Origin of the sequence: Tenacibaculum sp. A30, assembly GCF_051200845.1 — a bacterium.
In the GTDB taxonomy this organism is placed as follows: Bacteria; Bacteroidota; Bacteroidia; order Flavobacteriales; family Flavobacteriaceae; genus Polaribacter.
On record NZ_CP195160.1, the window covers coordinates 2,780,493 to 2,798,666 of the forward strand.

18 protein-coding genes are annotated in these 18,174 nt (G+C 31.1%); 11 read left to right on the forward strand and 7 right to left on the reverse strand.

Going from position 1 to position 18,174, the window contains the following annotated elements; genetic code table 11:
- Positions 1 to 61 precede the first annotated feature (61 nt).
- From ACR9ES_RS13400 to ACR9ES_RS13425, 6 genes are all read left to right on the forward strand, one after another.
- Entirely contained in the window at positions 62 to 394 is a 333-nt protein-coding gene (locus tag ACR9ES_RS13400) for a hypothetical protein (RefSeq protein ID WP_435254547.1), read from the forward strand.
- Positions 395 to 483: 89 nt separating this feature from the next.
- Entirely contained in the window at positions 484 to 1,794 is a 1,311-nt protein-coding gene (locus ACR9ES_RS13405; protein ID WP_435254548.1) for a hypothetical protein, read from the forward strand.
- Positions 1,795 to 2,053: 259 nt separating this feature from the next.
- On the forward strand, positions 2,054 to 4,969 hold the full coding sequence (locus ACR9ES_RS13410) for a histidine kinase (protein WP_435254549.1): 2,916 nt from the start codon (positions 2,054 to 2,056) through the stop codon (positions 4,967 to 4,969).
- Positions 4,970 to 4,971: 2 nt separating this feature from the next.
- Entirely contained in the window at positions 4,972 to 5,721 is a 750-nt protein-coding gene (locus ACR9ES_RS13415) for a LytR/AlgR family response regulator transcription factor (RefSeq protein WP_435254550.1), read from the forward strand.
- Between the two features lie 9 nt (positions 5,722 to 5,730).
- Positions 5,731 to 6,153 carry a secondary thiamine-phosphate synthase enzyme YjbQ gene (locus ACR9ES_RS13420; RefSeq protein ID WP_435254551.1) on the forward strand — a complete coding sequence of 141 codons (423 nt, stop codon included), beginning with the start codon at positions 5,731 to 5,733 and terminating at the stop codon, positions 6,151 to 6,153.
- Entirely contained in the window at positions 6,154 to 6,681 is a 528-nt protein-coding gene (locus tag ACR9ES_RS13425) for a hypothetical protein (RefSeq protein WP_435254552.1), read from the forward strand. It abuts the gene before it with no gap.
- On the opposite strand, the gene ACR9ES_RS13430 is transcribed toward ACR9ES_RS13425, so the two are convergent.
- Entirely contained in the window at positions 6,676 to 7,110 is a 435-nt protein-coding gene (locus ACR9ES_RS13430; RefSeq protein ID WP_274635138.1) for a DUF7738 domain-containing protein, read from the reverse strand. The genes ACR9ES_RS13425 and ACR9ES_RS13430 overlap by 6 nt on opposite strands.
- A gap of 122 nt (positions 7,111 to 7,232) precedes the next feature.
- On the opposite strand from ACR9ES_RS13430, the gene ACR9ES_RS13435 reads away from it, so the two are divergent.
- The 5 genes from ACR9ES_RS13435 (at position 7,233) to ACR9ES_RS13455 (ending at position 11,245) form a co-directional block, all read left to right on the forward strand.
- Positions 7,233 to 8,546 (forward strand): NAD(P)/FAD-dependent oxidoreductase, encoded by a 1,314-nt coding sequence (locus ACR9ES_RS13435; RefSeq protein ID WP_435254553.1) that lies wholly within the window; start codon positions 7,233 to 7,235, stop codon positions 8,544 to 8,546.
- Positions 8,533 to 8,841, forward strand: coding sequence for a hypothetical protein (locus ACR9ES_RS13440; protein WP_408035210.1), 309 nt, complete (start codon positions 8,533 to 8,535; stop codon positions 8,839 to 8,841). Before ACR9ES_RS13435 ends, ACR9ES_RS13440 begins: the two co-directional genes overlap by 14 nt.
- 6 nt (positions 8,842 to 8,847) lie before the next feature.
- On the forward strand, positions 8,848 to 9,210 hold the full coding sequence (locus tag ACR9ES_RS13445) for a hypothetical protein (RefSeq protein ID WP_435254554.1): 363 nt from the start codon (positions 8,848 to 8,850) through the stop codon (positions 9,208 to 9,210).
- A gap of 137 nt (positions 9,211 to 9,347) precedes the next feature.
- Positions 9,348 to 10,643: an AAA family ATPase gene (locus tag ACR9ES_RS13450; protein WP_435254555.1), complete on the forward strand. Its 1,296-nt coding sequence runs from the start codon at positions 9,348 to 9,350 to the stop codon at positions 10,641 to 10,643.
- Positions 10,643 to 11,245, forward strand: a complete 603-nt coding sequence (locus ACR9ES_RS13455; protein ID WP_435254556.1) for a hypothetical protein — start codon at positions 10,643 to 10,645, stop codon at positions 11,243 to 11,245. Before ACR9ES_RS13450 ends, ACR9ES_RS13455 begins: the two co-directional genes overlap by 1 nt.
- 160 nt (positions 11,246 to 11,405) lie before the next feature.
- Here the strand turns inward: ACR9ES_RS13455 and ribB are convergent, their stop codons facing one another.
- The 6 genes from ribB to tpx all read right to left on the reverse strand — a co-directional run bounded on the left by ribB (position 11,406) and on the right by tpx (position 18,158).
- On the reverse strand, positions 11,406 to 12,548 hold the full coding sequence (gene ribB, locus ACR9ES_RS13460) for a 3,4-dihydroxy-2-butanone-4-phosphate synthase (RefSeq protein WP_435254557.1): 1,143 nt from the start codon (positions 12,546 to 12,548) through the stop codon (positions 11,406 to 11,408).
- On the reverse strand, positions 12,548 to 13,999 hold the full coding sequence (locus tag ACR9ES_RS13465) for an LptF/LptG family permease (protein ID WP_299002748.1): 1,452 nt from the start codon (positions 13,997 to 13,999) through the stop codon (positions 12,548 to 12,550). The genes ribB and ACR9ES_RS13465 overlap by 1 nt, the downstream gene beginning before the upstream one ends.
- Before the next feature lie 94 nt (positions 14,000 to 14,093).
- Positions 14,094 to 14,747: a LolA family protein gene (locus ACR9ES_RS13470; RefSeq protein ID WP_435254558.1), complete on the reverse strand. Its 654-nt coding sequence runs from the start codon at positions 14,745 to 14,747 to the stop codon at positions 14,094 to 14,096.
- Between the two features lie 39 nt (positions 14,748 to 14,786).
- Positions 14,787 to 17,246, reverse strand: a complete 2,460-nt coding sequence (locus tag ACR9ES_RS13475; protein ID WP_435254559.1) for a DNA translocase FtsK — start codon at positions 17,244 to 17,246, stop codon at positions 14,787 to 14,789.
- A 27-nt stretch (positions 17,247 to 17,273) separates the two neighbouring features.
- The gene (locus ACR9ES_RS13480) at positions 17,274 to 17,654 is read right to left on the reverse strand and encodes a diacylglycerol kinase family protein (protein ID WP_299002756.1); all 381 of its coding nucleotides are present in this window, start codon (positions 17,652 to 17,654) and stop codon (positions 17,274 to 17,276) included.
- A 6-nt stretch (positions 17,655 to 17,660) separates the two neighbouring features.
- Entirely contained in the window at positions 17,661 to 18,158 is a 498-nt protein-coding gene (gene tpx / locus ACR9ES_RS13485) for a thiol peroxidase (RefSeq protein WP_435254560.1), read from the reverse strand.
- Between the last annotated feature and the right edge of the window lie 16 nt (positions 18,159 to 18,174).

An 18,174-nucleotide genomic window follows, 5' to 3' on the forward strand; every position in this document is an offset into this window, starting at 1 on the left:
TGTTAAAACGGCTTTAGTTGCTAATAACCCCATTAATACTAATGGAGATAGTGAAATTCAAGTGTTAGAAGCTCAGGCATACTCAGGTTTAATTCGTGTTGATGGATTGAGTATTTCAGATGTTACAGGTTTAGAAGCTTTTGAAAATATTTCACAATTTCATGCAATGAATAACGCTTTAACTAGTATAGATTTAAGTCAGAATACAGCAATAACAAGATTAACGTTAAGAGGTAATAATGTAAATTTCTTTTATATGATTGCAGATGGAAATGATGACTTAACGTGTATTCAACATGATGCTGGTTTTGATCCTTTAAACCCACCAAATACGCAAGCAAACCAATGGGCTAAGCCATCTGGAGCTTCTTGGAGCACAGTCGCATGTCAATAAAAAAACATTCCCTTTAAATAGTAATTCAAGAAAGAAAGTTACCTGTGTAAAAGCAGGTAGCTTTTAATAACATAAAAACAGTAATAGAAATGAAAAAATATACAATATTAGTTTGTTTATTCTTCGCTAGTTTTTTGTTTCATCAAACAGCCAATGCTCAGTTTGGTAACATGTTAAAAAAAGCTAAGCAAAAAGTAACAAAAAAAATAGAAGAGAAAGCTTCTTCATCAATAGAAAAATCAACTACAAGTTCAGATACTAATTCAACGTCTAATACAAATGAGTATTCAGATGAAGAGTTTAAGAAAGAGTTAGCTAAAAAGTATCCCAACGATAAAGAAAAGCAAGATTTTTATTTTAAAAAGTATAAAGAATATCAACAAAAGCAAGCAGCAGAAAATGAGGCTTTGTTAGCTAAAGAAAATAGTAAAGGGAAAGTAGTGAATGAAATTCCTTCACCTATAGAAAGTAGTGAAAATGATAAATTTAAAGACAATCAAATTTATGTATTAAACAGAACGAAATTTAAAAAAATGCCTGCTTACGATGGTGGTTTTTCTGATAAGATGGAACTGTCTGGTTACTACCATTTATCACAATACTTTGTTAGAAATCCTTCAAGTCATTTTGATAGCAATCCAGGTGATATTTACGAAGGCTTTTCTATTGAATATGATCCGACAACGTATCAATTAAACGCTTATTTCACTCCAGAACAAAAACGTTATGGTGTAGTTCCAGAGCAATATAGAAAATCTGCAGACAAAGGAAACATTCAGTTTCAGTTTGGAATGGGAGGTGGACCAGAGTGGACCAATGCTAATGTGCTTTTATTAGAACCAGGGGTGTTGTTAATAGGGGCTGAAGTATATCATAAAAATGATAATGAAGGCCATAAATGGATGAATAATGCTCAACCACAACAGTTTGTTATTGCTGCTAAAAATCCAGAAAAAATTAAGAAGTATTATAAAAATCCTGAATTAACATCTCAAACAACTTTTGCTAAGTTTGATAACTTACGTAAAGATTGGTTAGGAGCAAAGTTAAATAGTGTAACAATGCCAGCAAAAGGAAGTTTAAACAGTAGTTTGATAGGAATTGCTACCAAAGGGTTAAATGCTTATTACGGTAAAACAAGTATGAAGAACTTAAAGCAATATGTTACTTCAAACAAGTGGTCAACAGTAAAGCATAAAGTAACAGGAGTTCCTTTGTACCAATGGGTAGTTGGAGCCGTAGTTCAGGAAAACTCTGATGGGCAGTGTATGTTACAACAATTTATTTTACGAAGAGATTATACAGGGGGAGGAAAATACGGAGAAGTTTATTTTAATGGAATTAGCCGAACTGGAGGAGCACCTTACGGAGGATATTGTAAGTGTGACGCAAAGCCTTAAAAATAACAATGAAACTTCATGTAAGAAAAAGAAGTGTAAAAAAAAGATACACTCATACGGTTCATAAATTCCTATTTATACCATTAATTTTTAGAGGTAAATTTTTTTGGTTAAAAAGAGTTATAATTGAAAAGTCATTCAATGGTTATAAATTGACTATCATAGGAGTTAATTAATTTTAAACTAAGAACAGTTGTGAATAAAGGTGGTGTTTTGCGTATTATTGCATAGCCACCTTTTTTATAGTGATATTAAATTTGTGAAAAAAACTTTTTACATACTTGTTTTCGTATTTCTTTTCTTTGAAAATGTTTTTTCACAAGAGCCTTTTTATACGCAATTTACATCGGATGATGGTCTAGCTTCTCTGGCTAATTTTAATATTATTCAAGATAAAGATAATCTTGTTTGGGTTGGTGCAGAACAAGGATTGTTTTACTACAATGGTAAAAAATTTATTAAGGTAAAAAATACGATTGCTACCACTAAAAGTATCTTCAATTTACAAATTGATGATGAGGGGCAAATATGGTGTTCTACAATTTCAGGACATATTTATAAAGTTGTAAATAAAGAGTTACAGCTATTTAAAGACTTTTCTAATGAGTTAAAAGGAACCTTTGCTCATTTAATGGTTTTAAAAAATGATATTTTCTTTATTTCTCAGAGAAAGAGTTATCAGATAGATAAAAAAACAGGATCAGTAAAAAAAGACTTAAATGCTGAGGTTTCTAAAATAGCAAAATCTAAAAACGGTTTTTTTTACTATAACTTAAAAGAAACAAATACCATTACTCATGTTTATGAAGAAGAGGGAATACCAGTTTTCAAAAAAGTAAAATGTGATAAAAAAAAATTTTCTTTAGATAAAGGAAATTTTCAGATGTTTCAGTGGTTTGATGAGATTGTTGTTAAACTTGATAGTGATGTATCAAAAGCGTTTTCAATAAATATTCATACAAGAGAAATTAGTTTTATAAAACTTCCGAATAATTTTCAAAAAGCTCAGGTATACAATACAAAGAAGTTTCAGAAAAACTGGTTGTTAACATCAAATGGAATTTATAAAGCTTTAGAAAAAACAAAAGTTAATGATACCGAACAAATTTTTAAAGATTATCATATAACGGATGTTTTAAAAGATAATGAAAATAATTATTGGTTAACTACACTTCAAAATGGTGTTTTTGTAGTACCAAGTTTAGGAATAACAAAGAAGAGTTTTTTAGAGATAAAAGAAGATATTATCTCAATAGAAGCTGTAGCAGAAAATCGCTTGTTGTTGGGTACCCAAAATGGTAATTTGATTGATTATAATACACAAAATAACGATTATACAATTACGAATTTATCGAATCAACGACCAGTAAATAGAATTAAATATGATGAAATACTCGATAGGGCATATATAAGTACCAACGGAACAAGTAGTTATATTTATGATTTAAAGAGTAAAAAAATGACGAATGTTGGGAATCTGTTTACAACAGCTAAAGGTTTTGCTCAAATAAGTAAGGATTCGCTGGTGTATTTATCGTACCGACATGCTATTATTTACACCCATTTGTCAAAAAATAAAGAGCATATAGTTTTAGATAGTAAAAGACCTATTAGTACTCATTACGATTCTAAAAATAAACTTATTTACGTAACTTATATTGACGGAACGGTAGTTTATAATAAAAAACTACAAACCATTCCCGTAAGTTATCAAAACAAACCTATTATTTTTTCTGAATACACTCAAACTTCTAATGGTAAAATATGGGCAACCACAAGAGATAAAATCTTAGGGTTAGAAGCTGGAAAAGTTACCGACAGTATTACGTATTCAACAGGGTTATTGCAATCTCAAATAAAAGGAATTTTAGGAAAAGATAATTTTCTGTGGATTGTTACTGAAAAAGGGATACAGCGATATGATACAGATAAAGAATCGATAAAAACAATTAATTTAACTGATAAAAGTGCTATCAAGTTCAAACATCCGGTTGTTCAAAACGATTATTTATGGGTGCCTGGAAATAATTTTTTATGTAGAGTAGATATATCTATTCCTGATTTAATGCTACCTAAAACAGCCCCATTAGCTTATATAAGCAATGTTAAAATTGGAGGTAAAGAGCAAGAAATAAAAACAAAGTATGAGTTGCCTTATAAAACCAATGATATTACATTTAATTTTAATGCAAACGGATTTAAAGCTAGTAGCAAAAATGTTTTTCAATATAAGCTTTTAGGTTTCAATACCGAATGGCAAACATCAGAACTGAATGATGATGTTGTTAGGTATATTGGAATTCCATCTGGAAAATATGAGTTTTTACTTAGAACTAAAAGTTTAGATGGAAGTATTGGGGAAGAAAGTAAAGGCGTTAAAATTATTGTTCAAAAACCTTTTTGGGAGAATTGGTGGTTCATAGCTGCTGTATTTTTTACATCAGTTTTAGTGGTAGTAATATATTACAGAATTAAGTTACAGTGGAAAGAGAAAGAAGGAGAGCGAGAATTAGAAAAAGTGATTTTAGCTAGTAGAATAAGTAAGTTACGATTAGAGAACTTACGCTCACAAATGAATCCTCATTTTATTTTTAATTCTTTAGGAGCAATTCAAGATTATGTAATGAAGAACGAGAAATATTTAGCGAGTGATTATCTGGTCAAATTTTCCCGTTTAATTAGAATGTATTTAAATCATAGTAGGGTTAATGTAATATCGCTAAAAGAAGAACTCAGTTCACTTGAAATTTATATAGCATTAGAACAATTGCGATTTGAGAATAAATTTAAAGTTCATTTCTTAGTAGATAAGAATGTAAATAAAGATCAATTTGAAGTTCCGCCGTTGTTTTTACAACCGTTTGTAGAAAATGCCATAAAACATGGACTTGTTCATAAAAAGGAACAAGGAAACTTATGGATAACAATTAAAAATAAAACTACTAATTTGTTAATTGTAACTATAGAGGATGATGGTATTGGAAGAGAAAAATCATCAGAAATCAATAAGAAAAGACAGGGACATAAATCTTTTGCTGTGAACGCCACTCAAGAGCGAGTTTCACTATACAAGAAAGAAAAGTTATTTGATATTTCAGTAGAGTTTACAGATAAAGTTGATGAAAATAATAAGGCTACAGGAACGGTAGTAACACTAAAAATAAAAAGAATTTAAAAATGAAAGCGTTAATAATTGATGATGAGGCAAAAGCACGTAGCGTAATGGAAACGATGCTTACAGAATTCTTCCCTGAAATAAAAAGTATTATTACAGCTGACAACTTGTTGAATGGAGTAAAAGAAATAAATAAACATGCGCCTGATATTGTTTTTCTAGATATTGAAATGCCAGAGTATTCAGGGTTAGAAATTTTAGACTTTATTTCTGAGCCTATCGAATTTCAATTAATTTTTACAACAGCCTATCAACAATATGCGCTAGATGCATTAAAGTTATCGGCAATAGATTATTTGGTAAAACCTATTGATAGAGAAGAATTACGAGTAGCTATAAATAAGGCCAAAGTAAACATAGAGCAAAAAAAGGTTTCAGCGCAATTTTCAGAGCTAAAAAAAGCAATTCAATCTTTATCGTCACATAAAATAGCTTTAGAAGTTCCCGGAGAAATCATTTTTGTATCTCATGAAGATATCTTGTATTTAGAAGCAGATGGTATGTATACAAAGGTAAATCTGGCAAATAAAGAAAATCAGCTTATTTGTAAACCGTTATCATATTTCGAAAATCAACTTCAAAGCAATAACTTATTTTTCAGGTGCCACAGGTCTTTCTTAATAAATCTCCATTATTTAGAGAAGTTTATAAAAAAAGATGGAGATTTTTTGTTGATGCAAAATCAAACAACAATACCTATTTCTAAAACAAAAAAGCAAGAATTTTTAAAGATTATAAAAGAAGTGTTTTAGATTTGCGGTATGCAATTTTATCAAAAAGAAATTCAATTACCAGCATTTAACAGAGGTTATCATTTAATTACAGATATTTTATTAGAAGCATTTCCAGAACTTAAAAATATTAAGGTAGGACAGTTTCAGGTGTTTATAAAACACACATCAGCAAGTTTAACGATTAACGAAAATGCTGACCCAACTGTTCGAATGGACTTCGAGTCGCATATCAACAAAATGATTCCTGAAAATATGCCATACTACAAGCATGATTATGAAGGAGCAGATGATATGCCTGCGCATATTAAAAGCTCGATGTTAGGATGTCAGGTGCAGATTCCGATCACCAATGGAAAACTAAATTTAGGATCTTGGCAAGGAGTGTATTTAGGAGAGCACAGAAATTATGGAGGTAGAAGGAAAGTAGTACTAACAGCTTTTGGAAATTAAATGAAGTATCATAAATTTAACTTTTACAGAAGTACTTATTGTGAGTTTGAAATGCAAAACATCAATTTTTTTGATGATATGAAAGCTCATTTTCAAAGTAAATCAGGGAGTTATTACTATTACACTGAAGAAGGCGTTTTTCGTTATTCAAACCACTGGGGTAGGGTTGCAAACTGCCGTTGGAAAATTCAGGGAATAGACCATTATAAAAATCAGAAATATTATGTAGGCTATGCAAATTGGTCAGACTTTTATCCGCTGAATGGTACAGATAAAGTGTTTTACCTAGAGTTAGACTATCAAGAGCGTAAAGCAAACATCAAAAGAATACGAACTGACGAAGAGCGTAAAGAATTCTTAATGACCTCAGAATTTGCACATCAACGCTTAAAACAAATACAAACCTTGTTTAAAGAGTATAAGTGGGCACGATACTATGAAGAAGATATAGATGTTTTAAGAAAAAAAATAATCGACAAACTCATAACAACAAACAAAACATTACAACAACTAAAGTTGGAGTTATAAATCTTTGTAATCTCTATTAACACCAAGACTAAAGCCAAAGCGCGTGTCACTTTCTCTACCTAGTCTGTGAATAGCAACTTTACCTAACGGAATTTTACCGAACTCGTTGTTGGTAATTTCCTCATTATTTAAAATAAGCTTTCCTTTAAATTGCTTTTTGGTGTTGTATTCGCTGCGGTCTATTTTATTCTGATAAACGTTTATAGATAAAATATTATCCTTATCCGTATAACCACAAAAAATACCATGTTTATCCCAAATCATGTACTCGTTACTCTTTTTTAATTCTCTACTAGGCTTACCCAATACTTGAATTAAAGTACTGTAATTTGTAGGAAAAGTAAGCGGTTTGCTATTTATATGAATAACATCCGTATCGCATTCAATAACTAAATTTTTTACCTTTTTTTTCTTAAAAAAATTGAACATAGTAATTATTTTATTAGGTTAATGAATTTAAGGGATGAAATGTAAAACTAAAAAATAATTTTTAAGAAACTCCTTTCTCTTTTAGTTAAATTTGCTAATTAGTTATAAAACCCTAATTAATAATGAACATACCTCAAACGAGTTTTCCTCGAGTTATTATTGTAGGAGGTGGATTCGCAGGATTGGCAGCTGCAAGAGCATTAGAAAATCAAGAATTACAAGTTGTTTTAATCGATAAACACAATTACCATACATTTCAGCCTTTATTGTATCAAGTAGCTACAGGCGGATTAGAGCCAGATAGTATAGCATTTCCATTAAGGAAAAGGTTTAACGATATAGAAAATTTTTATTTTCGGTTAGCTAAAGTTACGGGTATAAATGCAGAGAAACGAATTGTAGAAACTACGATTGGTAATTTGGAGTATGACGAGTTAATTCTTGCCACAGGATCTACTACAAATTTCTTCGGAAATACCAATATTCAAAAATATGCGATGGAAATGAAATCGGTTCCGCAGGCATTGAATATTCGTAGTTTGGTGTTAGAAAACTTTGAAGAGGCATTATTAGTTACCGATTTAGAAAAACGAAGAGCGTTAATGAACTTTGTTATTGTAGGAGGAGGGCCAACAGGAGTAGAGTTAGCAGGGGCATTAGCGGAAATGAAAAAAGGAATTCTTCCTAAAGATTATCCAGATTTAGATATCCGAGAAATGAAAATTAATCTCATTCAAAGTTCAGGAGAGTTATTAAAAGGGATGAGCGAAGCTTCTTCAGAAAAATCAGAAGATTTTTTAATAAAACTAGGAGTTGATGTTTGGAAAAATTTACGGGTACTAGATTATGACGGAGAAACGGTGACAACCAATAGCGAAGACCATTTTAAAGCGCAAACTGTTATTTGGGCAGCAGGAGTAAAAGGAGCCGCTGTTAATGGTTTAGCTGAAGAATGTGTAGTGGAAAGAGCCAATCGATTTAAAGTAGATGAATACAACAAAATAATCGGTTATGATAACATATACGCTATTGGAGATGTAGCGTGTATGGAAACTAAAGATTATGAAAGAGGACACCCTATGATGGCACAACCTGCAATTCAACAAGGAAGGTTGTTAGGGAAAAATATCATAGCAAAATTAAAGAAGAAAAAACAAAAACCATTTAAGTATAAAGACAAAGGATCAATGGCGACTATTGGAAGAAACAAAGCCGTTGTTGATTTACCTAAATGGAAGTTTCAAGGAGTTTTTGCTTGGTTTGTATGGATGTTTGTGCACTTATTTTCACTTATTGGATTTAGAAATAAAGCAGTAGTGTTTATGAATTGGGTGTATAGTTACATTCGTTTTGATCGTGAAACAAGGTTGATTATCCGTCCGTATAAAAAGAAAAATAAATACAGCTTTAAAGAACAAGAAAATGGCAATTACTAGAAACGTTAAATGTCCAAACTGCGGAGTTTTTAATAAGAATAGCGATTACTGTAAAAACTGTAATACATTAATTTCTTTTGAAAAAAAACAAGAACAAAAAGTAGCAGCATATAAAGAAGAAGAGCTTCAAAAGGTGAAGTATGAAATAGAAAATCCAAATTTAGCAGAGCGCTTAAAAAAACATTCGTTTTGGTTGTATCGTATTGTTGGTTGGATTTTATACTCAGCGTATTTGCTGGTAAGTGCTATAGGAGCGTTAATTGCATGGTTTATAGCAATGGTAGCAGCAGGATAGGAGTGTATGCAAAAAAGGATACTTCCATATTACTTCTACATTTCAGTTGCTGTAGGAAGCTTTATTTATCTCGCTCAGCAATTTGAAATTACACTACCCAAAATCGTTAATAATTATGTAAATGATTTTTTAATACTACCGATTGTTTTAACGATCTGTCTTTTTATTTTACGATGGAGTAGAGGAGATAAAAGTTATACAATCCCTCTTGGTGTAATTATTTATATCTGCGCTTTCTACGGAGTTATTTTTGAGTATTTACTACCTAAGTTTCATCCAAGATACACTGCTGATTTCATTGATGTATTCTTATATTTTATAAGCGGTGTAGTTTTTTATTTTCTTCAGAAAAAGGATGGTAATTTTTAAAAATTAAATTAGTGCTTTTTATAAGATACATTTTTGGTTGTGGTTTTTTTAATAAGCAATAAAATATTACGTATATAGTTTTGATGTTGATAAATATTGTACTTTTGTATTAATAAACGAAATTAAAAATAACAAAATTGGAAATACTTAATATAACTGTAGGTGGATTTGCAAATGTTGGTAAGGTAAAATTGTCTTTAGATAAATTCAATGCATTGATTGCTCTTAATAATTATGGAAAATCAAATGTTATTAATGCAATTGAATACGGAATAGACTTTTTAAAAGAATCTATAGAGGATAAAGCTAAAATGATGGCTATTCGTTCTATTATTCCAATCAATAAGCATATTGATGATTATCCTTATAGTTTTGAAGTTGAGTTTTTAACTTTTTTTCAAGAAGAAGAGTGTATTGTGTCTTATGGTTATTCTTTCGATTGGATTAAAAATGAGAATAAAGGAAAACAAATCAAGGATGAGTTTTTAAAAATAAAAACAATTAAATCTGATTCTAAGTATAAAACATATATTAAACGAAACACTAAGGAAGGGAATTATATTTCTTCGCCAACAGCAAGGTGTGATAAAAAAATTAAAGTAAAAAAAGCTGAATTAATAATTAACAAGTTGTCTAATTTTGATGATTTATTTTACAATAATGTTATTGAAGAAATATTAAACTTGAATGTTGTTTATATCGATACATTACAGCATCCTGATAGACTTTTTAGACAAATAAATACTAAGATTGTGAAAACTGGTTATTCTTTGAGTATGCCAAGAACTGCTGATGTTGGATACTTTATTTATAGTTTAAGAGAAAAAAAGTCTGATTTATACGAAATATTTGAAGATTCAGTAAAGTCTTTATTGACTGATATTGAGGATTTTGAGCCAGTAGAAATTGATTTTAAGAAAGAGGTTAAATTTGATTCTGAAAAGATGGAACTTCCGTTAGATTTTCCAGAAAAGCTATATGATATTAGGGTCAAAGAAATTAATAATAATCAACAAAGCAGTATTAATAGTCTCTCGTCAGGTTCTCAAAAAATATTTTATATTATTGCTCTCACTATTGCTGCAGAATTAAATAAAGTTCAATTAGTTTCTTTAGAAGAGTTAGAGAATTCTATCCATCCAGGTTTATTGCAGAGATTATTAATTATTTTGGATGGTTTAACAGAAAAAACTAAAATAATAACCTCAAGTCATTCTCCTTATTTAATTCAGTATTTGGATACAAATAAAATTAAAATTGGTATTCCTAACAATGAAGGATTGGCAATATTTAAGGAAATTAAGAAATCTAAATTTAATAAAGTTATTAAAATTGCTGAAGAAGAAGGTATTTCAGTTGGTGATTTGATATTTGATAGAGTTATTGAATGTTCGACAGGTAATTATGAGTTGTTAAACGAATTATGTAATTAATGGCAAAAGAAGTTAACAATTCAATTATAGTTCTTTTTGTAGAAGGTGATACAGATAATGAATTCTATCAAGAGCTTATAAATTATTATCGAGGTGAAATTTCTGATAATATTCCTAAAGTTAAAATTTATAATTTAAAAGGGATTGGTCGATTTGAAAATAAGGTTGCTTCTAAAATAAAGCTTGAAATTTTGCCGAAATATAGTTCGGAAAATATTTCAGTTTTCTGTTGTTATGACTCAGATGTTTTTGAGTTAGGAAAAAAACCACCAACAAATTGGAAAATAGTAGAAAAAAAGTTAAAAGAATTAGGTGTTAATAATTTTTATAGGATTATTGCCAAACGAATGATTGAAGATTGGTTTTTATCTGATTTAGATGGACTATTGAGTTATCTTAAATTAAAAAAAGCACCAAAATTGAAGGGGAAGGACGCTTATGAAAAAATAAAGTCTTTATTCAAATCTGGGAATAAAATTTATCAAAAAGGTAATAGTTCTCATAAATTTGTGCCAAGTTTAAATATTAAGAAAATCCGAGATAATCATTATAAAGAATTAAAGAAACTTGAGCTTAAACTTGGGTTTAAAGACAAGCCGTAATCAAATTACAGCCAACTTGTTATATGTCAAACTTTAGTTGTTTTATCCCGACAATAGCATGGGGTATAATGAAGTTTAAGCAATTTTTGTTTTCTCAAATATATACAAAAAATCCCGAGTTAATTAACTCAGGATTTTTTTGATTTTATGTTGTTTGCGATTAGTAGCTTACGTAATCAACAATTTCTAATCCGTAACCAATCATACCTACACGTTTGGTTTGTTTAGTGTTAGAAACTAAACGTAGTTTATGTATGTGTAAATCGTGTAAAATTTGAGCACCAATACCAAAATCTTTGTTATCCATTACCACATTCGGAGCTTTCATTTCTCCTTTCGCTTGGTTTTCTTTCAACACACGAAGTCTGTTTAATAAGTTTAACGCTTGCATTTGTTGGTTAATGAATAAGATAGCACCTCTACCTTCATCATTAATAACTTTAAACATTTGGTCTAACTTTTTATCAGCATTATTGGTAAGTGTTCCTAAAATATCGTTGTTAACTAAAGTAGAATTTACACGAGTTAAAATAGGTTCGTTTTTACTCCAAGTACCTTTGGTTAACGCAATATGAACTTGGTTGTTAGTTGTTTGTTGGTAAGCACGTAAACGGAAGTCACCAAAACGAGTTTGCACATTAAAATCTTCTTTCTTTTCAATTAAAGAATCGTGTTCCATTCTATAAGCTACTAAATCTTCAATAGAAACAATTTTCAAATCGAATTTTTTAGCAACTTCTAATAGTTGAGGTAAGCGCGCCATAGTACCATCTTCATTCATAATTTCAACGATAACCCCAGCAGGTTGTAAACCAGCCAAACGAGCAAAATCGATAGCAGCTTCGGTATGTCCTGTTCTACGTAAAACACCACCGTTTTTAGCTTTTAGTGGGAAAATATGTCCTGGTCTAGCTAAATCGAAAGGTTTTGTATCAGGATTTATTAAGGCTTCGATAGTTTTAGCTCTATCAGAAGCAGAGATACCAGTAGTAACTCCATTTCCGCGTAAATCTACAGAAACGGTAAAAGCAGTTTCCATAGGGTCGGTATTGTTGCTAACCATCATACCTAATTCTAATTCTTTACAGCGAGTTTCGGTAAGTGGCGTACAAATAAGTCCACGACCATGGGTTGCCATAAAGTTGATCATTTCCGGAGTAATTTTTTCAGCAGCGGCTAAAAAGTCACCTTCATTTTCACGATCTTCATCATCAACAACGATAATAACTTTACCATTTTTGATGTCTTCTATAGCTTCTTCAATTGTATTTAATTGAATATTCGTTGATGCTTGTGTTGTCATTATTTTGTTGTTTTCTCTTTTTTAGAGAATATGTTTTTAAAAGAGTTTCGTATTGGAGCCAAAAAGCTGTTAATATCGAACAATCCTTTGTCTTTAGTTGCTCTAAGTGTTAAAGTTACCGCCAAAGGTAGCATTAAAAATACACTTAGCCAAGAACCGACAATTGCTGTTAGCGAGCTTTCTTCTGCTAAATTTCTACCAAAGGTGTTGGAGAAAAAGTACAGAACATAAATGGCAATGGCTAAAATCATGGGTAAGCCCATACCTCCTTTTCTAATGATAGATCCTAACGGAGCTCCGATAAAGAAAAGTAGTAAACACGAAAGAGAAAAAGCAACCCTGTTGTAAAATTCAATGTCGTATAAGTTTAAATATTTACGTCTGTTTTTTAAGGTTTCTTTATAATCTTTATTGTTGTTTATTGTACGTTCTAACTTTGAAGTTGCTGTGATAAGCACATTTTGTTTTTCTCTTAAATCAAAATTATCAAGAATATCTGACGATAGTTTTTTGTTCATTAACGAATCAGGATATTGGTGTAAGTCTTCTACATCAACCCCTAAAAATAGGTTTTTAGCTCTACTGGCAACATAGTCGTGATAACTTTGTTTCATCGTTGGTAACGTGTCTTTTAACTGAGCCAAACTTAACATGTTATACTGCGTTTTGTACTTTTCTTCTTCAAGATCGTCATCACTAAAAGAAGAAATATCGATATTGATGGTGTATTCATCAAAATCGGCATAGGATGCAGGCATTTTTTCTCGCTCTTTAAAAGAAGCACCGTTTTTAATATGGTGTTCAAAAAAATGACCATCATATAAAACCAACGTCATATAACGACTTCCTTCTTCCGAAAGAATTTCACCTTTTTTTGCTGTAATAATTTTATTGTTTCCTCTTTTAGAAGATAAATCGTAAATCATTACCTCTTTTAAAAGGTTGTCTTCTTCTCCGTATTTTTCTTTAAACTTTATTTGAAAGTTAGGAAGCTCTGTATTAAAACCTCCTGCAACTAGTGCAATGGCAGGTTGCTTTTTCTTAATATTTACCTTCATGTTTAGCTGTTTTAGCATGGCATAAGGGTATACGTAATTAAGAAATAAGAAGTTAATTCCGCTTAAAAAAATGGCAAGAAAAACAACTGGACGCACCATTCGTTGTAAAGAAACACCAGCAGATTTTGCCGCAGCAAATTCATAGTTTTCTGATAAACTACCCAGTGTCATAATAGAAGACAGTAATACTCCAATAGGTAGGGCTTGTGGGGTAACAATTAGCGTGGTATACCAAAGAAATTTTAAAATGATATCAACGCTAAGACCTTTTCCTGCAAAGTTGTCAAAAACTAACCACAACGCTTGCATTACCAGTACAAATAAGATGATAAAGAAGGTTGCTAAAAAAGGTATTAAAAATCTTTTTAAGATATATCTGTCTAATGTTTTCACAGATGCAAAGGTAGTAGGTTAGTAGCATATAAACACAAAAGTTTTGTTAATGATTTTATGAGTAAATCGGTAACAAAACTTTTGCGTATTTTTTTTAGTCGATATAGTAGCCTTGTTTAGCGTACTTGGTTCTATCGAAAGAGAAAAGTTTTTCTGAAATAGGTTGGTTGCTCTTAAATTTGGTGATTGTAAACGTAGTTTCAGCACCGTTAGCACCTATTTGAGTAAGTTTGTAAATGTGCTTTGTTTTTGCGTCAATTCCTAACTCTACTTTTACGATATCAGAATTGCTGTCAATAGGAGTTAAGTTGACGTATTGAACATTACGTCCGTTACTGTTTTTTAACGACCCCATCGTGTAGTTGTATCCTTCTTTGTAAAAAGTCAATAATTTAGAAGGGTAGATGAATCCGTCTTCTTCTTCAATATTACCATTAGTAATTGTAACTTCTTTTTCATCTTGATTGATAACCACTAACTTTTTTCCGTCAAAAATAAACGTGTTTCCTAAGTAATCTAAGTTGTATTTTTCGCCAGATAGGGTTATTTCTCCTCTAATTGGCGGGTCGTTGGTAATACCTGCAGCTTTGTTTACTAATGATGAGTTAAAACCTATCACCATGTTTTTATAAGCTCCCATTTTAGAAGATACTTCATCAAGCAGTTTTTTTGCTTCTGAAGATTTTGATTGTCCCATAGCACTAACGCTAATACATAATCCAATAAATAATAATCCTATTTTTTTCATCGTCTTTCTAATTTCCACTTTCGGAATAGTTTATAATTATTAATTCTTTTCGTTTTCTAATAACTGCTCTAAAGCAATTAAATCTGGTACAAGTACTTGTCGTGCTTTACTACCTTCAAAAGGACCCACAATACCTGCGGCTTCTAATTGATCAATCAATCTACCAGCGCGGTTGTATCCTAACTTTAATTTACGTTGCAATAAGGATGCCGAACCTTGTTGCGCAGTTACAATTATTTCAGCAGCGTCGTTAAATAATTTGTCTCTGTCTGAAATATCAATATCAAGATTTGTGCCACCTTCTTCACCTACATATTCAGGTAATAAATACGCTTCAGGATAAGCACGCTGAGAACCAATGAAATCGGTGATTTTCTCTACTTCAGGAGTGTCAACAAAAGCACATTGAATTCGAGTAATATCATTTCCTGCGGAATATAATAAATCACCTCGACCAATTAATTGATCAGCTCCAGGAGCATCTAAAATTGTTCTAGAATCAATTTTTGAAGTTACTCTAAAGGCAATTCTCGAAGGGAAATTCGCTTTGATAATACCTGTAATTACATTTACCGACGGACGCTGAGTAGCTACAATTAAGTGAATACCAATCGCACGGGCTAATTGTGCTAAACGAGCAATAGGAGTTTCTACTTCTTTACCGGCAGTCATAATTAAATCAGCAAATTCATCGATAACTAGTACGATATAAGGTAAAAATCGATGTCCGTTTTCAGGATTCAATTTACGAGCCTTGAATTTTGCATTGTATTCTTTGATGTTACGAACCATTGCTTCTTTTAACAAGTCGTAACGATTATCCATTTCAATACATAACGAATTTAAAGTGTTAACAACCTTTGTAGTATCGGTAATAATTGCATCAGATTCATCTGGTAACTTTGCTAAATAATGACGCTCTATTTTGTTGAATAATGTTAATTCTACTTTTTTAGGATCGACCAATACAAATTTTACTTCCGCAGGATGTTTTTTGTATAAAAGGGATGTAAGAATAGCATTCAATCCAACCGATTTACCTTGTCCCGTAGCACCTGCCATTAGTAAGTGAGGCATTTTTGCTAAATCGACAATAAAGGTTTCGTTAGAAATCGTTTTTCCTAAAGCAATAGGAAGTTGCATTGGCGATTCTTGGAATTTCTTAGAGGCAATTACCGAATGCATAGAAACGATGGTTGCCTTTTTATTAGGAACTTCAATACCAATAGTTCCTTTTCCTGGAATTGGTGCAACGATACGAATTCCTAAAGCAGAAAGTGATAAAGCAATATCGTCTTCTAAGTTTTTAATTTTTGAAATACGTACACCTGCTTCTGGTACGATTTCGTATAAAGTAATTGTTGGCCCAACCGTAGCTTTAATTTGAGCAATACCAATTTTGTAGTTTTTTAGGGTTTCTACAATTTGGTTTTTATTGGCTTCTAATTCGGTAGGATCAACAGAAATACTTTCGTTGTATTCTTTAAGTAAGTTGAAGGTTGGAAACTTGAAGTTTCCTAGTTCTAGCGTAGGATCAAATTCACCAAAATCTTTTATTAATTGATCTGATAAATTTTCGGTAACACTTTTTTCTTCTGCAATTTTTTCAATAGCAACTTCAACTTCGTTTTTACTGTCTTCTGCAATATTAAGACTAGGTTCTTTTGTTTGGTGAACGTTTAAAGGAATATCTTCTGTTTCCTTTGTGTTATTTACATCAGAATAGTTAGAAATAGTAGGTCGTAAATTTTCTACTGATAATTCAAAGTCTGATTTATTGTCTGTTTTAGGTTTTTCAACTTCAGAAGTAGTCTCTTCAATAATTGTTGAATCCTCTATAATTGTAGTATCATCTTGAGTTACGGTAGCTCTTTCGTTAAAAATAGCTTTACTTTTCTCTTTTTGGCTTTTTACTTTTTCGCTAATTGCTTCAGGTGTAATGCTAAAACGAATGATTAAATAAGCTACTAAAAAGAATAATAATAAAATGGTTAAACCAGTTTTACCTAAAAATGTTTGTAAGTATTCATTCAATTCAAAACCGATAACTCCAGATAATAAGGCATTTTCTTTTTCTACAAATCCTAGTGAAGTAGAAATCCAAAGCATGATTAAAACTCCCCAGTTCCAAGAGGTAATAATACGTTTTAAATTAGATTGAAGTAAAATACGAGCACCAGTTAAAAATAAGGTTATAGGAATTAGAAAAGCTCCTAAACCAAAACCTTTATATACAAAAAAGTTACTCAATTTAGCACCAATTTTACCTAACAGATTTTTTGTTTGAACAGTTCTGTCAGCAAACTGGGTTAAAGTACTTTGATCTTCTTGCCACGAAAAGAAAAAAGAAATAAAAGCAACAGTTAAAAAGATAGAAAACAGTAATAGAAAAAAACCAAGAATTGTTTGGTTTTGTCTATTTGAAAAAAAGGTACCTATTCTTTTAAAAATAGATTTTCTAGGTTGTTTTTTTTGAACAGTTGTCTTTTTTTTTGCCATGTATTTTTGTTAGAAATAAATTGAACGCTACAATATAGCTATTATTTTAGGAAGGTAAATTATCCCCGCGATAATTAATGAAGTTATAGCAGCAAAGGTAGGAGCACCAGCAGCTATGTCTTTTATAAAGCCTATTTTTTCATGATAATCGGGGTGTATAAAATCAGCGACCTCTTCAATAGCAGTGTTTAAAGCTTCTGCAACCAAAACGAGTCCAATAACTAAGCATTGAATCATCCATTCCGTTGCAGAAATATGAAAATAAAAACCCAAGATAGTAGCAATCACAGCAAATGTAAGCTGTGTTTTAATACTATCTTCTGTGGTAATTAATAACCACATTCCTTTTACAGCAAATTTAATACTACGCAGGCGTCCTTTTAAAAAGCCGTCATTGGGGTTTTTCATAGTAAATTACAATGCTTTTAAAGCGGCTTCGTAATTAGGCTCGTCAACAGTTTCGTTTACTTGTTCTGTATAAGTTACATTACCATTTTCATCAATAATAACAATGCTACGAGAATGCAAACCAGCTAAAGGACCTGTAGTAATTTCTAAACCATAATCTTTACCAAATTGACCATCGGCAAAATCAGACAACATAATTACGTTTTCAATGCCTTCAGCACCACAAAAACGACCTTGAGCAAAAGGTAAATCTCTAGAAATACATAAAACTTTGGTGTTTTCTAAGTTAGCAGCCTTTTTATTAAACTCTCTTACAGATGTTGCACAAGTACCTGTGTCGACGCTAGGGAAAATATTTAAAATTAATTTAGAACCATTAAAGTCACCTAAGTTCTTAACAGATAAATCAGTTGCAACTAATGAAAAATCAGTAGCTTTAGTTCCGTTTTTAGGTAGGTTTCCTATTGTTTCAATTGGATTTCCTTTTAGTGTTATTGAAGCCATTTTATTTGAGTTTTAA